The sequence below is a fragment of the Thermohalobaculum sp. genome, from assembly GCF_058622915.1.
The window spans coordinates 1-13,687 of sequence record NZ_JBZSYN010000191.1 but is presented as its reverse complement, the minus strand read 5'-3'; the positions used below and the strand labels follow the sequence as shown (position 1 = coordinate 13,687).

The window sequence follows — 13,687 nt, the reverse complement described above, 5'->3', positions numbered from 1 at the left end:
GCCATGAGATTCCCGATACTCCTCGCCGCCGCGGCGCTCGCCGTCGGCCTCGCCGCGCCGGCCCTGGCCCAGCAGGCCAGCAAGCCGGTGCTCACCGTCTATACCTATGACAGCTTCGCCTCCGATTACGGCCCCGGCCCGGCCATCAAGAAGGGCTTCGAGGCGACATGCGACTGCGTCGTGAAGTTCGTCGGCCTCGACAGCTCGATCGGCGCCTTCAACCGCATCCGGCTGGAGGGCGCGTCGACCGAGGCGGACGTGCTGCTCGGCCTCGACGTCAACCTCGCGGGCGACGCGCGCGCCTCGGGCCTGTTCGTCGATCACGGCGCCGACCTGAGCGCCCTGAAGCTGCCGATCCCCTGGCACGACCCGGTGCTGGCGCCCTTCGACTGGGGCTACTTCGCCTTCGTCTACAGCGACAAGCGGCTCAAGCATCCGCCGCACTCGTTCGCGCAGCTGGCGGCGGCGAAGAATCTCAAGATCGCCATCCAGGACCCGCGCTCGGCCACGCCGGGGCTGGGCCTGCTGATGTGGGTGCGCAAGGTCTATGGCGACAAGGCGCCGGACTACTGGCGGCGGCTGAAGCCGCGCATCCTCACCGTGACCAAGAGCTGGTGGGACAGCTATTCGCTGTTCCTCAAGGGCGAGGCCGACATGGTGCTGAGCTACACCACCTCGCCCGCCTACCATATCATCGAGGAGAACCGGCACGACATCCACGCCGCCAAGTTCAAGGAGGGGCACTACCTGCAGATGGAGCTGGCCGCGGTGACCAAGGCCTCGAAGCACCGCGCGCTGGCGCGGCGGTTCATCGCCTACCTGATCGGGCCCGAGGCGCAGGCGGTGATCCCGACCACCAACTGGATGTACCCGGTCAACCCGCAGGTCACCCTGCCCGCCGCCTTCAAGACCCTGATCCAGCCCGACAAGACGCTCTATTTCGCGCCGGACGTCGCGGCCAAACACCGCAAGGCCTGGATCAACGAATGGCTGGACGTGATGGGCCGGTGAGTGCGGCGCGCCTCGGCCCTGGCTTCGCCGCCGCGCTTGTGGCGGTGGGGCTGGCCGGGGCGGCGATCGGGGCGGTGGGCGTGCGCGCCGGCGGCGTCGACCTGCCGGCGCTGGTGCATGACGCCTACGTGCGCGGGGTCGTCGTGTTCACCTTCGAGCAGGCGACGCTGTCGACCGTGCTTTCGCTCGTGCTGGGGCTGGCGATCGCGCGCGCCGTGCACCGGCGCACGGGGCCGCGCGGCGCGCGGGTGCTCAACCTCGTCGGTGCGCTGGCGCTGGTGATGCCGACGACGGTGGCTGCGCTGGGCATCGTGGCGGTGTGGGGGCGTGCCGGCTGGGTGGCGCAGGCCACCGCGGCGCTGGGCCTGCCGGGGCCGGGCGGGGCGCTCTACGGGCTGCCCGGCGTGCTGCTGGCGCATGTCTTCTTCAACGCGCCCTTGATGGCGCGCATCTTCCACGCGGCGCTGGCGGCGATCCCCGACGGGCGCTGGCGGCTCGCCGCCCAGCTCGGCCTCGCCGGGCGCGAGGTCTGGCGCTTCGTCGAGTGGCCGGCGATCCGGCGCGTGGCGCCGGGCGCCTGCGGGCTGGTGTTCCTCTTGTGCTTCACCTCGTTCGCGCTGGTGCTCATGCTGGGCGGCGGTCCGGCGGCGAGCACGCTGGAGGTGGCGATCTACGAGGCGGCACGGCTCGACTTCGACCTTGGCCGCGCGGCGGCGCTGAGCCTGTTGCAGCTGGTGTGCTGCGCCGCCGTGCTCATCGTGCTGGCGCGATTCCCCGCCGAGTGGTCGTCGGGGGGTGGCAGCGCGGGGCTGGGCGGGCGCATCCGGCCCGACCGGGACGCGCGCGCGGCACAGGTGGGCGACGCCGTCGCCGCGCTGGCGGCCGCGGGCGTGGTGGCGGCGCCGCTGGCGGCGATCGTGCTGGGCGGGCTGCGCCCCGCGCTGCTCGCGCTGCCGCGCGACCCGGCCTTCCCGGGCGCGCTGGCCGCGAGCGTGGCGATCGCGCTGGTCTCGTGTGCCGTCACCTGCGCGCTGGCCTGGGCGATCGCCGAGGCGCGGCGCACGCTGGCGCTGCCGACGCGGCTGGGCGGTCGGCCCTGGGCCGTGGCACTGCTGGACCTGGCCTCGACCATCTACCTCGCGGTGCCGGCGATCGTGTTCGGCGTCGGCATGTTCCTGCTGCTCAGGGGCATCGCGGACGCCTTCGCGCTGGCGCCGGTGCTGGTGCTGGCGGCGAACGTGCTGTTGTCGCTGCCTTTCGCGGTGCGGGCGATCCAGGGGCGGCTGGGCGAGAACGGGGCGCGCTACGACCGGCTGTGCGCCAGCCTGGGCATCGCCGGCGCGGCGCGGCTGCGGCTGGTCGAGTTCCCGGCGGTCCGGCGCGAGCTGGGCTTCGCCGCGGCGCTGGCGGCGGCGCTCTCGGTCGGCGATCTGGGCGTGATCGCGCTGTTCGGCTCGGAGAGCTTCCACACCCTGCCCTGGCTGCTCTATCTCAGGAGCGGCACCTACCAGAGCGGCGAGGCGGCGGCGCTGGCGCTGGTGCTGCTGGTGCTGAGCCTGGTCTTCTTCGCCGGCATCGAGCGGCTGGTCGGGGGGCGCGATGCTGGCCGTTGACGAGGTGCGCTTCGCCTATCCGGGGGGGCCGTCCTTCGCCTTCACGCTGACGATCGAGCCGGGCGAGGTGGTCACGCTGTCGGGGCCCAGCGGCTCGGGCAAGTCGACGCTGGTCGACCTGATCTGCGGCTTCCTGCAGCCCGAGGCGGGCGACATCCTGTGGCAGGGGAGCTCGATCCTCGGCCTCGCGCCGGCGCACCGCCCGGTCTCGGCGCTGTTCCAGACCGGCGACCTGTTCGAGCATCTCGACGTGGGCATGAACATCGCGCTGGGGCTCGACCCGCGCGGCCGGCCGGGTGCGCCCGAGCGGACGCGGGTCGCACAGGTGCTGGCCGAGATGGACCTCGCCGGCTATGAGCGGCGCATGCCCGGGCAGCTTTCGGGCGGGCAGCGCCAGCGGGTGGCGCTGGCGCGCGCGCTGGTGCGCGACAAGCCGGTGATGCTGCTGGACGAGCCGTTCAGCGCGCTCGACGCCGAGACCCGCGACGAGATCGCCGCGCTGGTGCGCCGGCTGACCGATGCGCGCCGGCTGGCCACGCTGGTGGTGTCGCACGACATGGCGGACGCGGCGCGGCTGGGCAGCCGGCGGCTGGCACTGGCCGAGGGCCGGGTCGCGGGCTGAGCGCCAGGGCCGGCGGGGTGCCGCTTACTTCCGGGGCAGCTTCATCCACACGCCGTTCTGGCGGCAGCGCGTTGCCTCGCTGCGCCGCGGCGCGGCGCCCGGCCCGGTCAGCACCAGCCGGTAGCGGCGGCACCAATGGCCGCTGACGCTCTTCCAGGTGCGCAGCGGCGTGACCGAGTAGGCCGTGTCGCCGACCCGCAGCGTGGCCGAGCCGCCGCTGACGAAGTGCTCGAGCGCATAGCCCACGGCGCTGTCCTCGGCGGACATCCCGGCGCGCGCGCCCCGGGCCGGCAGCAACGCCGCGAGCACGGCGAGGCAGCCGAGGATTTGCCTGAGCCGCCTCATTGCCAGCCCCTGGCGATGACGGCGCGCTCTTGCGCCTTGCTCAGCGCGGGACCGGCGGGGTCGGCCCCGCCCGTGTCTCCGCCGATGTCGTCGCTGTGGTCGTGACTGCGGCCGGGATTGCCGGGTTCGGGGTTGTCGCCGGGGTTGTCGCCGGGGTTGTCGCGGGGATTCTCGCCAGGGAACTCGCCCTGGCTGACCTCGCCGCCATTGCCGTTGCCGATGTTGCCATTGGGGGATCCGCCGGTGGGCTCGGCGCGGGCCGCGGCCGGCCCGATCGCGAAGCCGCCGTCGCAGAGCAGGTGGACCCCCGATGATACCAGCATCACGATCGATACAACGGAAGCAATACGCGCCAGTCTCCCCGCCGATGGCTGCGGTCGCACAGACCGTGGCATCCCGTGCCTCCCCACTGCGACGAGCTCGCGCCGTTGCCTGCGCGTCGGGGAGCGTGTCCCGGTCTTAGCTCACGTCGCTCTGCGCCGGAGCAATCGTTCGACCCAGGCGCAACCTCCGCCCCCTTTTCGGAAGAGCCAAGCCAAACCGACAGGCACCCTAGCACGCGGGTCAAGAGGTGCGAAGTAAAACTGTTAGTCGAAAGCGTTGAGACTGTAAAAAGCCACGAAATCGCCCTAATTGCCAAAAATATTCGTCCCCTGCGGTAGAGTACCGCTCAGGATCAGCAATCATGCGTTGTGCGGCGCGGGACCGGGATCGTCGCGAGAGGGCGGTCGAGAGCGGGCGGTTGCGGGGAGCGCAGTGCGGGGCGACGAGGGCGGGTGCAGGCGCGGAGGGCGCGGCGCCGCTACTGCCATCCGCGCGAAATCAGGGCGCGTTCCTGCTCGACGGTCAGGTCCGGGCCCGCGGGCCTGGCACTGCCGCTGAACATCCCGACCGCGGGCGGCGGGACCTGGCCAGCCTGCGGCGCCGTGGCGGAGGGCGCCGACGCCCCCTGTTGCGGCTTCGGCTTCGGCTGTGCGGGGGACTGCGCGCCGGGCTGTGCGGTGGCGGGGGCGGGCGCGGGGGTGGGCGCGGGGGCCGTCTGGGCGAGGATCGTTGCAGGCATGCCGAGGAGCGCGGCGGTATCGGGCAGGCGGCCGGCGGGCTCGGCGGCCGGCGCACGGGACGCGAGGCCGAGCAGGCACACCAGGGCCACCGCGGCGCCCAGCGCCCGGTGCACTGCCCGGTTGTAGCGGGCCGGATGAGGTTCGCGTCGCGGTTTCATCGCAAGGAGAACACTCGCCGCCCGCATGTCTTCCACCCGTTGCCACATTTTTTGCACGATTTGCCGTGCCGAGGTGTTATCGCTTCAAGCAGCTTGGAGGGCCTTGGCAAGGGATGCCGCGTGGAACCGCAGATCGAGAAGGAGATCATCGCTCTCCTGCCGCGTCTGCGACGCTTCGCCCGAACCCTGACCGGCTCGTCGGCGGCCGCCGACGACCTGGCGCAGGCGACGGTCGAGCGGGCGATCGTGCATCTCGACAAGTGGCAGCCGGGCACGCGGCTCGACAGCTGGATGTACCGCATCGCCCACAACCTGTGGCGCAACGAAGTGCGCAACCTGGCGACCAGGGGCGCCAAGCACGGGATCATCCGGGGCACCGCCGAGCGCGCGATGGACGGCGAGCGTGCCGTGGTGGCGCGGCTCGAGTTCGCGGCGGTGAGCGCGGCGATCGCGGACTTGCCGCAGGACCAGCGCACCGCGCTTTTGCTGATCGCGGTCGAGGGCCTGAGCTATCGCGAGGCCGCCGAGATCACCGGCTCGACGGTGGCCGCGCTGACCAGCCGCATCGCGCGGGCGCGCGAGGCCCTGCGGCTGGCGATCGAGAGGAGCGACTGAGGCCATGGACGGGCTGACGACGGAGCGGGTCTCCGCCTATCACGACCGGGAGCTCGCGGCCGAGGAGGCCGCACGGCTCGGCGCGCATCTGGCCGGGGACCGGCAGGCGCGCGCCCTGCTCGAGGCCTTCATCCGCGTCGACGACGAGGCGCGGGCCGCCTTCGACGCCGAGCTCGAGGCGCCGGTGCCGCTGGCGCTGGCGCGGTGCGTGCGCCGGGGCCTCGCGGCGCGGCGGCGCCGGGCGGTGGCGCACGCGGCACTGCGCTGGATCGGCCCCGCGGCGGCGGCGATCGCCATCCTGTTTGCCGGCGACCAGTGGATGCAGCACCGCGCCGAGCAGGCCATGGCGCAGCGCGAGGCGCGCATCGCCGCGCTCACCAAGCGGACGGTGCAGAAGGCGCTGGAGACCGCCGTGAGCGGCGTCGCGGTGGCGATGTCGGACAAGAAGCTCGACGGCACCGTGTCGATCACGCCGATCCGCACCTACCGCAGCCAGAACCAGCAGTGGTGCCGCGAGTTCGTCGAGCATGTCACGGTCGAGGGCAAGGCGCTCACCCGCTATGGCCTGGCCTGCCGCGGGACGGACGGCGCGTGGCACCGGCTGCTCACCCGCACCCCGGGCTACGAGCCGCCGCCGCTGAGCAGCAGCGTGCTGTGAGCCCTCCGGGCCGGCGCGCGGATTCTTGACTCGGCCCTGAAATCCTCACACGATCCCACCGCTTGGCCGTGACCGCGGTCTCGGCACGGCTGCCACGCAAGGGGATTTCCGTTGTTCGCAATGCGGCAGATGCGCGCTTGACGCGCGGCGCCAGGAGGGCAGCGAGTCTGCCTGGCCCGGCCCGCGCGCACGGGGTCTGCGCCCGCCTGTGACCCTTGCCAAACAACAGAGAGGAGGAACATCCATGGGCCTTATGCGACGAGTTTATGGGGCCGCGTTTGCCGCCGCGCTGGTCGCGCCGGTCACACTGCCGGCGCCGCAGGCGCTGGCCAGGACCCCGTCGAACATCCTGGTGATCGCCACCCGGATCGACGACATCACCTCGCTCGACCCGCAGGAGAGCTTCGAGTTCTCGGGCGGGGACATCGCCAACAACCTCTATGAGTCGCTGGTCAGCTTCGACCCGCACGATCTGTCGAAAGGCTACGTGCCCGATATCGCCGAGAGCTGGGAGGTCTCGGACAACGGCCGCACCTTCACCTTCCACATCCGCAAGGGCATGACCTTCACCTCGGGCAACCCGGTGACGGCTGAGGACGTGCAGTTCTCGCTCAGGCGTGCGGTGGCGATGCAGAAGACGCCCTCGTTCATCCTGACCCAGTTCGGGCTGAACAAGGGCAACATGAAGCACACGCTGAAGGCCACCGGCAAGATGACCTTCCAGCTGACCACGGACAAGAAGTACGCCCAGTCCTTCGTGCTCAACTGCCTCACCGCAACGATCTCCTACATCGTCGATTCCAAGGTGGTGAAGAGCCACGAGAAGAACGGCGACTGGGGCAATGGCTGGCTGAAGACGCACTCGGCGGGTTCGGGCGCCTACAAGCTGGTGAACTGGAAGCCGAACGAGAGCTACACGCTGGAGGCCAACCCCAGCTTCTGGCGCGGCGCGCCGGCCATGAAGCGCGTGGTGGTGCGCCATATCGCCGAGTCCGCCACCCAGCGCCTGCTCTTGGAGCGCGGTGACGTGGATATCGCGCGCAACCTGACCCCCGACGATATCGAGGCGGTCAAGGGCGAGAAGGGCATCGCCGTGGATTCCGACCTGCGCGGGCGGATCATGTACTTCTCGATGAGCCAGAAGAACCCGATCCTGGCCAAGCCCAAGGTGCGCGAGGCGCTGAAGTGGCTGGCCGACTACAAGGGGATGGCGGACTCCTTCCTCAAGGGCCAGTACACGGTGCACCAGTCCTTCCTGCCGCTGACCTATCTCGGCGCGCTCAAGGACAATCCCTACTCGCTGAACATCGACAAGGCGAAAGAGCTGCTCAAGGAGGCGGGCGAAGGCAACGGCTTCGACGTGCAGATCATCACCCGCACGGCGCAGGAGCGGGTCGAGATTGCCCAGAGCCTGCAGAACACCTTCGCCAAGGCCGGCATCCATGCCACCATCAAGCAGGGCACGGGCAAGCAGACCCTGGCGCAGTACCGCTCGCGCAAGTTCGACATCTACGTGGGCGCCTGGGGCCCGGACTATCCCGACCCGAACACCAACGCCTCGACCTTCGCCAGCAATCCCGACAACTCGGACGCGGCCCAGCTCACCGGCAAGCTGGCCTGGCGGGTGGCCTGGAACATCCCAGAGTTCACCAAGCGCACCAAGGAGGCGGTCGAGGAGTCCAATACCGAGAAGCGCAAGCAGATGTATCTCGACCTGCAGCGCGACTGGCAGAAGGTCGCGCCCTTCGCGCCCATGTTCCAAAAGATCGAGCAGACCGCGCGGCGGGACAATGTGAAGGGCTTCGTCACCGGTGCTGCGATCACCGCGGCCTATTACTGGACGGTGACGAAGTAGCCGGATGACGCAGGTCGTCAGCCAGGCACCGGGGCGGCGCGGGTTCACCGCGCCGCTCTTGCGTCGGGCCAAGGGCGTGGGCACGGTCATCGTCTCGATGGCCATGACCATGCTGGGCCTGCTGATGGTCACCTTCGTGATCGGCCGGGTCATGCCGATCGACCCGGTGCTGGCCGTGGTCGGCGAGCGCGCGAGCCCGGCCTACTACCAGCAGGTCTACCACCAGATGGGGCTCGACAAGCCCGTCGTCGTGCAGTTCGGCTACTACCTGCGCGACGTGCTCACGGGCAATTTCGGCAAGTCGCTGCTGACCGCGCGGCCGGTCTCGCAGGATATCCTGCGCGTCTTCCCCGCGACGCTGGAGCTGGCCACGCTCGGCACCATCATCGGCGTAATCCTTGGCATCCCGATGGGGGTGATCGCCGGCGTCAACCAGGGCCGATGGCCCGACCACGTGGTGCGCCTGTTCGGCCTGTTCGGCTATTCCATGCCGGTGTTCTGGCTGGGGCTGATCGGGCTTTTGCTGTTCTACGGCATCCTGGGCTGGGTCGCCGGGCCCGGCCGGCTCGACGTGTTCTATCAGGACATGATCCCGCAGGTGACCGGGATGATCCTGGTGGACAGCCTGATCGCCGGCAACATGACCATCTTCTGGAACGCGGTCAGCCACATCGTACTGCCCGCCTCGATCCTGGGCTACTACTCGCTGGCCTATATCAGCCGCATGACGCGCAGCTTCATGCTCGAGGAGATGGGCAAGGAGTACATCACCACCGCCCGCGTCAAGGGCATGAGCGAGCGCGCCGTGATCTGGCGCCACGCGCTGGGCAACGTGATGATCCCGCTGATCACCGTGGTGGCGCTGTCCTACGCCAACCTGCTCGAGGGCTCGGTGCTGACCGAGACCATCTTCGCCTGGCCCGGGCTGGGGCAGTACATCACCAACGCGCTGCTCTCGGCCGACATGAACGCGGTGCTGGGGGGCACGGTGGTGGTGGGCTTCGTCTTCGTCGGGCTGAACATGCTGTCGGACGTGCTCTACCGGCTGGTCGACCCGAGGGCGCGATGAGCGAGCGGGCCGCGGCACCCGAAGGCTGGCGCGCCTGGCTGAGCACGGAGGCGCCGCGCTCGCGCCGCCAGGCGCGGCTGTCGCAGCTCTATCTGAGCTGGCTCACCTTCTCGGCCAATCCGCTGGCGGTGCTGGGGCTGGCGATCATCGTGGCGCTGGTGCTGATGGCCGTGGCGGCGCCGCTCGTCGCGACCCACGACCCGCTGGCGCAGGACCTGCAGGCGCGGCTGCTGCCCCCCGGCGCGCACGGCTATCTGCTGGGCTCGGACGAGCTGGGCCGCGACATCTGGAGCCGCATCGTCTATGGCTCGCGCGTCACGCTAGTGATCGTCGGCATGGTGGCGGTCACCGCACCGGTGGCGGGGCTCTTGGTGGGCACGGCGGCGGGGTATCTGGGCGGCTGGGTCGACGCCGTGCTGATGCGCCTGACCGACGTGTTCCTCGCCTTCCCCAGGCTGGTGCTGGCGCTCGCCTTCGTCGCGGCGCTGGGGGCGGGGATCGACAACGCCATCCTGGCCATCGCGCTGACCGCCTGGCCGCCCTATGCCCGCATCGCGCGGGCCGAGACGCTGACCATCCGCACGGCCGACTTCATCGCCGCGATCCGGCTGCAGGGGGCTGGCGCGGCGCGCATCATCGTCGGCCATATCTGGCCGCTGTGCGTCTCCTCGATCATCATCCGCACCACGCTGGACATGGCCGGGGTCATCCTGACCGCGGCGGGGCTGGGCTTTCTGGGACTGGGCGCGCAGCCGCCGCTGCCCGAGTGGGGGGCGATGATCTCCTCGGGGCGCAAGTTCATCCTTGACCAGTGGTGGGTGGCGACCATCCCCGGGCTGGCCATCTTCGTCGTCAGCCTCGGCTTCAACCTGTTGGGCGACGGGCTGCGCGACGTGCTCGATCCCAAGCGGGCGGGCAAATGAGCGACCTGTTGCGCGTCGAGGACCTGTCGGTGCGATTCCCCAAGCGCAGCGGCGGCGTGGTCGAGGCGGTGCGCGGGGTGTCGTTCTCGGTCGGGCGCGAGCGGGTCGGCATCGTTGGCGAGTCCGGCTCGGGCAAGACCATGACCGGCCGCGCCGTGCTGCGCCTGGTGCGCCCGCCGGGCCAGGTGACGGCGCGGCGGGTCGAGTTCGACGGCGCCGACCTGATGGCGCTGTCGGAAAAGCAGATGCGCCACATCCGGGGGCAGCGCATCTCCATGGTCATGCAGGACCCGAAGTTCTCGCTCAACCCGGTGATGAGCGTCGGCGACCAGATCATGGAGGCCTACCGTCTGCACACCGACGCGCCGAGGGGCGAGGCGCGCGAGCGGATGCTGGAGATGCTCGAGGCGGTGCAGATCCGCGAGCCCGGGCGGGTGGCCGGGCTCTACCCGCACGAGGTCTCGGGCGGCATGGGCCAGCGCATCATGATCGCCATGATGCTGGCGCCCGACCCCGACCTGCTGATCGCCGACGAGCCGACCTCGGCGCTCGACGTCACCGTGCAGATGAGCGTCATGCAGATCATGGACCGGCTGGTGCGCGATCGCGGCATGGGGCTGATCTTCATCAGCCACGACCTGAACCTGGTGGCCACCTTCTGCGACCGGGTGCTGATCATGTATGGCGGGCGCATCGTCGAGACCTGCCAGGCCAGCGCGCTCAATGAGGCGCGGCACCCCTACACGCGCGCGCTGCTGGAATCGCTGCCGCGGCTGGACCACCCCAAGGCTCGGCTGAGCGTCATGCGCCGCGACCCGGCCTGGATGGAGGAAGCTAGCATCGATGCCTATCTCTGACGCGATCCGGGCCGAGACCCTGTCGGTCGCCTTCGGCGAGGGCGCCGCGCGCAGCGTCGCGGTGGACCGCGTCTCGTTTCGCGTGCCCGAGGGGAGCTCGTTCGGGCTGGTGGGCGAGTCCGGGTCGGGCAAGACCACGGTGCTGCGCGCCATCGCCGGGCTGATCACCGACTGGAGCGGCGCCATCCATGTCCGCGGCGAGCTCTTGCGCCACCGGCGCGACCGCGCCTTCTATCGCACCGTGCAGATGGTGTTCCAGGACCCCTATGCCTCGCTGCACCCGCGCCACACGGTGGACCGCACGCTGTCCGAGCCCCTGGTGCTGCACCGCTTCGACCGGGTGGAGGAGCGCATCGAGGAGGCGCTCGGGGCCGTCGGCCTCGGCCCCGCCTTCCGATTCCGCTACCCGCACCAGCTCTCGGGCGGGCAGCGCCAGCGGGTGGCGATCGCGCGCGCCCTGATGCTCGAGCCGAGCATCCTGCTCTTGGACGAGCCGACCTCGGCGCTCGACGTCTCGGTGCAGGCCGAGGTGCTGAACCTGCTGGCCGACCTGCGCGCCGAGCGGGGGCTGACCTTCCTTCTGGTCAGCCACGATCTGGCGGTGGTGGCGCACATGTGCGAGGAGATTGCGGTGATGCAGGGCGGGCGCGTGGTCGAGACGCTCGACGTCGCCGCGATGCGGCGCATGGAGCCGCGCGAGGACTACACGCGGCGCCTGTTGCGCGCCAGCATGGGCTATGTGCCCGAGCAAGCGGAGTGAGGCATGAACGAACGCGCGGTCCCGGTCTTCGACGGCCACAACGACACCATCCTGAAGCTCGAGCGCGCGGCGCGTCGCGGCAAGGCGCTGGACTTCGCGGCGGGCGCGCGCACGCTCGACATCGACTTGCCGCGCGCCCGCGAGGCGGGCTTTGCCGGCGGCTTCTTCGCCATGTTCACGCCGGCCATCGAGGACGGCGAGATCCAGAGCTTCGCTCGCGGCGACCCGCGCCGCTATGCGCCGGTCGAGCGGCAGGCGGCGCTCGACTTCACGCTGGCGATGTTTGCCCGCATGCGCCGGCTGGCGGGCGAGTTGCCCGACGACCTGGCCCTGTGCGGCTCGGCCGCCGAGCTGCAGACCGCCATGGACGGGGGGCGGATCGCCATCCTGCCGCATATCGAGGGCGCCGAGTGCATCGACACCGGTCTCGACGCGCTCGAGGTGCTGCACGCGGCGGGGCTGCGCTCGCTGGGGCTGGTGTGGTCGCGGCCGAACGCCTTCGCCGTGGGCGCGCCGATCTATGCCGACGAGAGCCACGACGCGGAGTCCGGCCTCACCGATGCCGGCCGGGCGCTGGTGCGCGAATGCGAGGCGCTGGGCGTGATGGTCGACCTGTCGCACCTCAACCAAGGCGGCTTCTGGGACGTGGCGCGGCTGACCGGCCGGCCGCTGGTGGCCACGCATTCCAACGCGCACGCGCTCTCGCCCTGTCCGCGCAACCTGACCGACGACCAGCTGCACGCCGTGGCCGAGTCGGGCGGCGTGGTCGGGCTGAACTTCAATGTCAGCTTTTTGCGCGCGGATTGCCAGGATCAGCCGGACACGCCGATCGAGATCATGCTGCGCCACCTCGATCACATGCTGGCGATCCTGGGCGAGGAGGGCGTGGCGCTGGGCTCGGACTACGACGGCTGCACGCTGCCCACGGAGATCGGCGATGTGGGGGGGCTGCCCCGCCTCGTCGCCGCCATGCGCCAGGCGGGATATAGCGAGGCGCTGATCGCCAAGATCTGCCGCGGCAACTGGCTCGAGCTGCTGGCGCGCACGATCTAGCGGCGATGGGCGCGCCAGCTGCCGGCCCCCGCGCCGGCGGCTTGACGAGGGCAGGGGCCGCGCTTAGAAGGCGCAGCCGTGGCTGGGTAGCTCAGCTGGTTAGAGCGCAGGACTCATAATCCTGAGGTCGAGGGTTCGAGTCCCTCCCCCGCCACCAATCCTTTCAAGGGCTTGGTTGTCTCCGGCGGCGGGCGGCGCCGCGGCCTGCGCGTCAGCGGACCTTGATGCCGAGGACCTTGTCGATGGCCGTCACGGCATCGACGTCGTTTTCCCGCATGTACTTCCTGACCTCGATGAGCTTGGCATCGACCAGGAACCGGTACCACAAGCCCTGCAGGACGTGAAAAGCCATGCCTTCGCGCCCGTCGAGAAAGCCCAGGCGCAGGATATAGCGATAGAAGAAATAGGCGAAGGCGCGGGACCCGGCCGGAAGGCGGCTGTAGATCTTCTCCTTCAGCCACCGCTTCAGCCCGGGATGCTGCGACCTGCGCAGACTGGCAACGGTTTCGTAGGGAAGAAAGCCGTGCTCGAAATTCAGGATGTCCACGACCTCGCGGCTTGCATAGGTATTGTGCTTCTGGATCCAGAAGGTCAGCGAGTTCAGGTTGTCGTCGAGAATTTCCCCCTTGAACGCCAGGGTCTTGCCCTCGGTCTTGATATGCTCGTCCATCCAGCGGTTCTCGCACCGCGCCCGGCTGTAGCGGAACAGGCGCAGGACGCGGATCGGGAACAGGCCGCCATACTGAATCGGGCGCCCCAGGAACTTGATCCGCCGCGACACGAAGACGCCATCGACGTCCTCGCCGACAGAGGAGAGTCCTGCGGAAATCTCGTCCGCGAGGGCGGGCGTGACGACCTCGTCCGCGTCGAGCCGCAGAACCCATTCCGTGTCGGGCGGCAACTGGGTAAGCGCCCAGTTGAACTGGAGCGCGGGATTGACCCAGTGGTGCGACAAGACCTCGGCGCCGAGCCCCTCGGCAAGCGCTCTCGTCCGGTCGGAGGACCCGGAGTCCACGACGAGAATCCGATCGGCGATGCCTTGCACCGACTCGATGGCGCGCGTGATGTGCAACTCCTCATTCAG

General features: G+C 70.2%; 15 protein-coding genes and 1 tRNA gene. 12 read left to right on the top strand and 4 right to left on the bottom strand.

Annotation, left to right across the window (positions count from 1 at the left end; genetic code table 11):
* Positions 1-3: 3 nt before the first annotated feature.
* From thiB to AC32QD_RS15010, 3 genes are read left to right on the top strand one after another with little or no spacing between them, the layout of a single operon-like run.
* Complete coding sequence (gene thiB / locus AC32QD_RS15020; protein WP_492011319.1) at positions 4-1,011, top strand: thiamine ABC transporter substrate binding subunit; 1,008 nt, start codon at positions 4-6, stop codon at positions 1,009-1,011.
* Positions 987-2,624 (top strand): ABC transporter permease family protein, encoded by a 1,638-nt coding sequence (locus tag AC32QD_RS15015; RefSeq protein ID WP_492011318.1) that lies wholly within the window; start codon positions 987-989, stop codon positions 2,622-2,624. The genes thiB and AC32QD_RS15015 overlap by 25 nt, the downstream gene beginning before the upstream one ends.
* Positions 2,611-3,246 carry a thiamine ABC transporter ATP-binding protein gene (locus AC32QD_RS15010; protein ID WP_492011317.1) on the top strand — a complete coding sequence of 212 codons (636 nt, stop codon included), beginning with the start codon at positions 2,611-2,613 and terminating at the stop codon, positions 3,244-3,246. Before AC32QD_RS15015 ends, AC32QD_RS15010 begins: the two co-directional genes overlap by 14 nt.
* A 24-nt stretch (positions 3,247-3,270) precedes the next feature.
* On the opposite strand, the gene AC32QD_RS15005 is transcribed toward AC32QD_RS15010, so the two are convergent.
* The 3 genes from AC32QD_RS15005 to AC32QD_RS14995 form a co-directional block, all read right to left on the bottom strand.
* Entirely contained in the window at positions 3,271-3,591 is a 321-nt protein-coding gene (locus AC32QD_RS15005; RefSeq protein ID WP_492011316.1) for a hypothetical protein, read from the bottom strand.
* On the bottom strand, positions 3,588-3,974 hold the full coding sequence (locus AC32QD_RS15000) for a hypothetical protein (RefSeq protein WP_492011315.1): 387 nt from the start codon (positions 3,972-3,974) through the stop codon (positions 3,588-3,590). The genes AC32QD_RS15005 and AC32QD_RS15000 overlap by 4 nt, the downstream gene beginning before the upstream one ends.
* A 419-nt stretch (positions 3,975-4,393) precedes the next feature.
* Positions 4,394-4,861 (bottom strand): hypothetical protein, encoded by a 468-nt coding sequence (locus AC32QD_RS14995; RefSeq protein WP_492011314.1) that lies wholly within the window; start codon positions 4,859-4,861, stop codon positions 4,394-4,396.
* Positions 4,862-4,933: 72 nt separating this feature from the next.
* Between AC32QD_RS14995 and AC32QD_RS14990 the strand changes: the two genes are divergently transcribed.
* The 9 genes from AC32QD_RS14990 (at position 4,934) to AC32QD_RS14950 (ending at position 12,760) form a co-directional block, all read left to right on the top strand.
* Positions 4,934-5,428 (top strand): sigma-70 family RNA polymerase sigma factor, encoded by a 495-nt coding sequence (locus AC32QD_RS14990; protein WP_492011313.1) that lies wholly within the window; start codon positions 4,934-4,936, stop codon positions 5,426-5,428.
* Between the two features lie 4 nt (positions 5,429-5,432).
* Positions 5,433-6,086, top strand: coding sequence for an RT0821/Lpp0805 family surface protein (locus AC32QD_RS14985; protein WP_492011312.1), 654 nt, complete (start codon positions 5,433-5,435; stop codon positions 6,084-6,086).
* Between the two features lie 244 nt (positions 6,087-6,330).
* A complete protein-coding gene (locus AC32QD_RS14980) occupies positions 6,331-7,941 on the top strand; it encodes an ABC transporter substrate-binding protein (RefSeq protein WP_492011311.1) in 1,611 nt (536 codons plus the stop codon).
* 4 nt (positions 7,942-7,945) lie between these two features.
* Positions 7,946-9,010: an ABC transporter permease gene (locus tag AC32QD_RS14975; RefSeq protein WP_492011310.1), complete on the top strand. Its 1,065-nt coding sequence runs from the start codon at positions 7,946-7,948 to the stop codon at positions 9,008-9,010.
* On the top strand, positions 9,007-9,933 hold the full coding sequence (locus AC32QD_RS14970; RefSeq protein WP_492011309.1) for an ABC transporter permease: 927 nt from the start codon (positions 9,007-9,009) through the stop codon (positions 9,931-9,933). Before AC32QD_RS14975 ends, AC32QD_RS14970 begins: the two co-directional genes overlap by 4 nt.
* A complete protein-coding gene (locus AC32QD_RS14965; protein WP_492011308.1) occupies positions 9,930-10,790 on the top strand; it encodes an ABC transporter ATP-binding protein in 861 nt (286 codons plus the stop codon). The genes AC32QD_RS14970 and AC32QD_RS14965 overlap by 4 nt, the downstream gene beginning before the upstream one ends.
* Positions 10,777-11,550, top strand: coding sequence for an ABC transporter ATP-binding protein (locus AC32QD_RS14960; RefSeq protein WP_492011307.1), 774 nt, complete (start codon positions 10,777-10,779; stop codon positions 11,548-11,550). The genes AC32QD_RS14965 and AC32QD_RS14960 overlap by 14 nt, the downstream gene beginning before the upstream one ends.
* Before the next feature lie 3 nt (positions 11,551-11,553).
* Positions 11,554-12,603 carry a dipeptidase gene (locus AC32QD_RS14955; RefSeq protein WP_492011306.1) on the top strand — a complete coding sequence of 350 codons (1,050 nt, stop codon included), beginning with the start codon at positions 11,554-11,556 and terminating at the stop codon, positions 12,601-12,603.
* Between the two features lie 80 nt (positions 12,604-12,683).
* A tRNA-Met gene (locus AC32QD_RS14950) sits at positions 12,684-12,760 on the top strand.
* A 54-nt stretch (positions 12,761-12,814) separates the two neighbouring features.
* On the opposite strand, the gene AC32QD_RS14945 is transcribed toward AC32QD_RS14950, so the two are convergent.
* Positions 12,815-13,687, bottom strand: an 873-nt coding sequence (locus AC32QD_RS14945) for a glycosyltransferase family 2 protein (RefSeq protein ID WP_492011305.1), incomplete at its 5' end; no start/stop codon positions are given.

What these genes read in the sequence shown, in the direction of transcription:
- thiB (WP_492011319.1), top strand. Translation starts at nt 4, where the DNA reads ATGAGATTCCCGATACTCCTCGCCGCCGCGGCGCTCGCCGTCGGCCTC.
- AC32QD_RS15015 (WP_492011318.1), top strand. Translation starts at nt 987, where the DNA reads ATGGCTGGACGTGATGGGCCGGTGAGTGCGGCGCGCCTCGGCCCTGGC.
- AC32QD_RS15010 (WP_492011317.1), top strand. Translation starts at nt 2,611, where the DNA reads ATGCTGGCCGTTGACGAGGTGCGCTTCGCCTATCCGGGGGGGCCGTCC.
- AC32QD_RS15005 (WP_492011316.1), bottom strand. Translation starts at nt 3,591, where the DNA reads ATGAGGCGGCTCAGGCAAATCCTCGGCTGCCTCGCCGTGCTCGCGGCG.
- AC32QD_RS14995 (WP_492011314.1), bottom strand. Translation starts at nt 4,861, where the DNA reads ATGTGGCAACGGGTGGAAGACATGCGGGCGGCGAGTGTTCTCCTTGCG.
- AC32QD_RS14985 (WP_492011312.1), top strand. Translation starts at nt 5,433, where the DNA reads ATGGACGGGCTGACGACGGAGCGGGTCTCCGCCTATCACGACCGGGAG.
- AC32QD_RS14980 (WP_492011311.1), top strand. Translation starts at nt 6,331, where the DNA reads ATGGGCCTTATGCGACGAGTTTATGGGGCCGCGTTTGCCGCCGCGCTG.
- AC32QD_RS14975 (WP_492011310.1), top strand. Translation starts at nt 7,946, where the DNA reads ATGACGCAGGTCGTCAGCCAGGCACCGGGGCGGCGCGGGTTCACCGCG.
- AC32QD_RS14970 (WP_492011309.1), top strand. Translation starts at nt 9,007, where the DNA reads ATGAGCGAGCGGGCCGCGGCACCCGAAGGCTGGCGCGCCTGGCTGAGC.
- AC32QD_RS14965 (WP_492011308.1), top strand. Translation starts at nt 9,930, where the DNA reads ATGAGCGACCTGTTGCGCGTCGAGGACCTGTCGGTGCGATTCCCCAAG.
- AC32QD_RS14960 (WP_492011307.1), top strand. Translation starts at nt 10,777, where the DNA reads ATGCCTATCTCTGACGCGATCCGGGCCGAGACCCTGTCGGTCGCCTTC.
- AC32QD_RS14955 (WP_492011306.1), top strand. Translation starts at nt 11,554, where the DNA reads ATGAACGAACGCGCGGTCCCGGTCTTCGACGGCCACAACGACACCATC.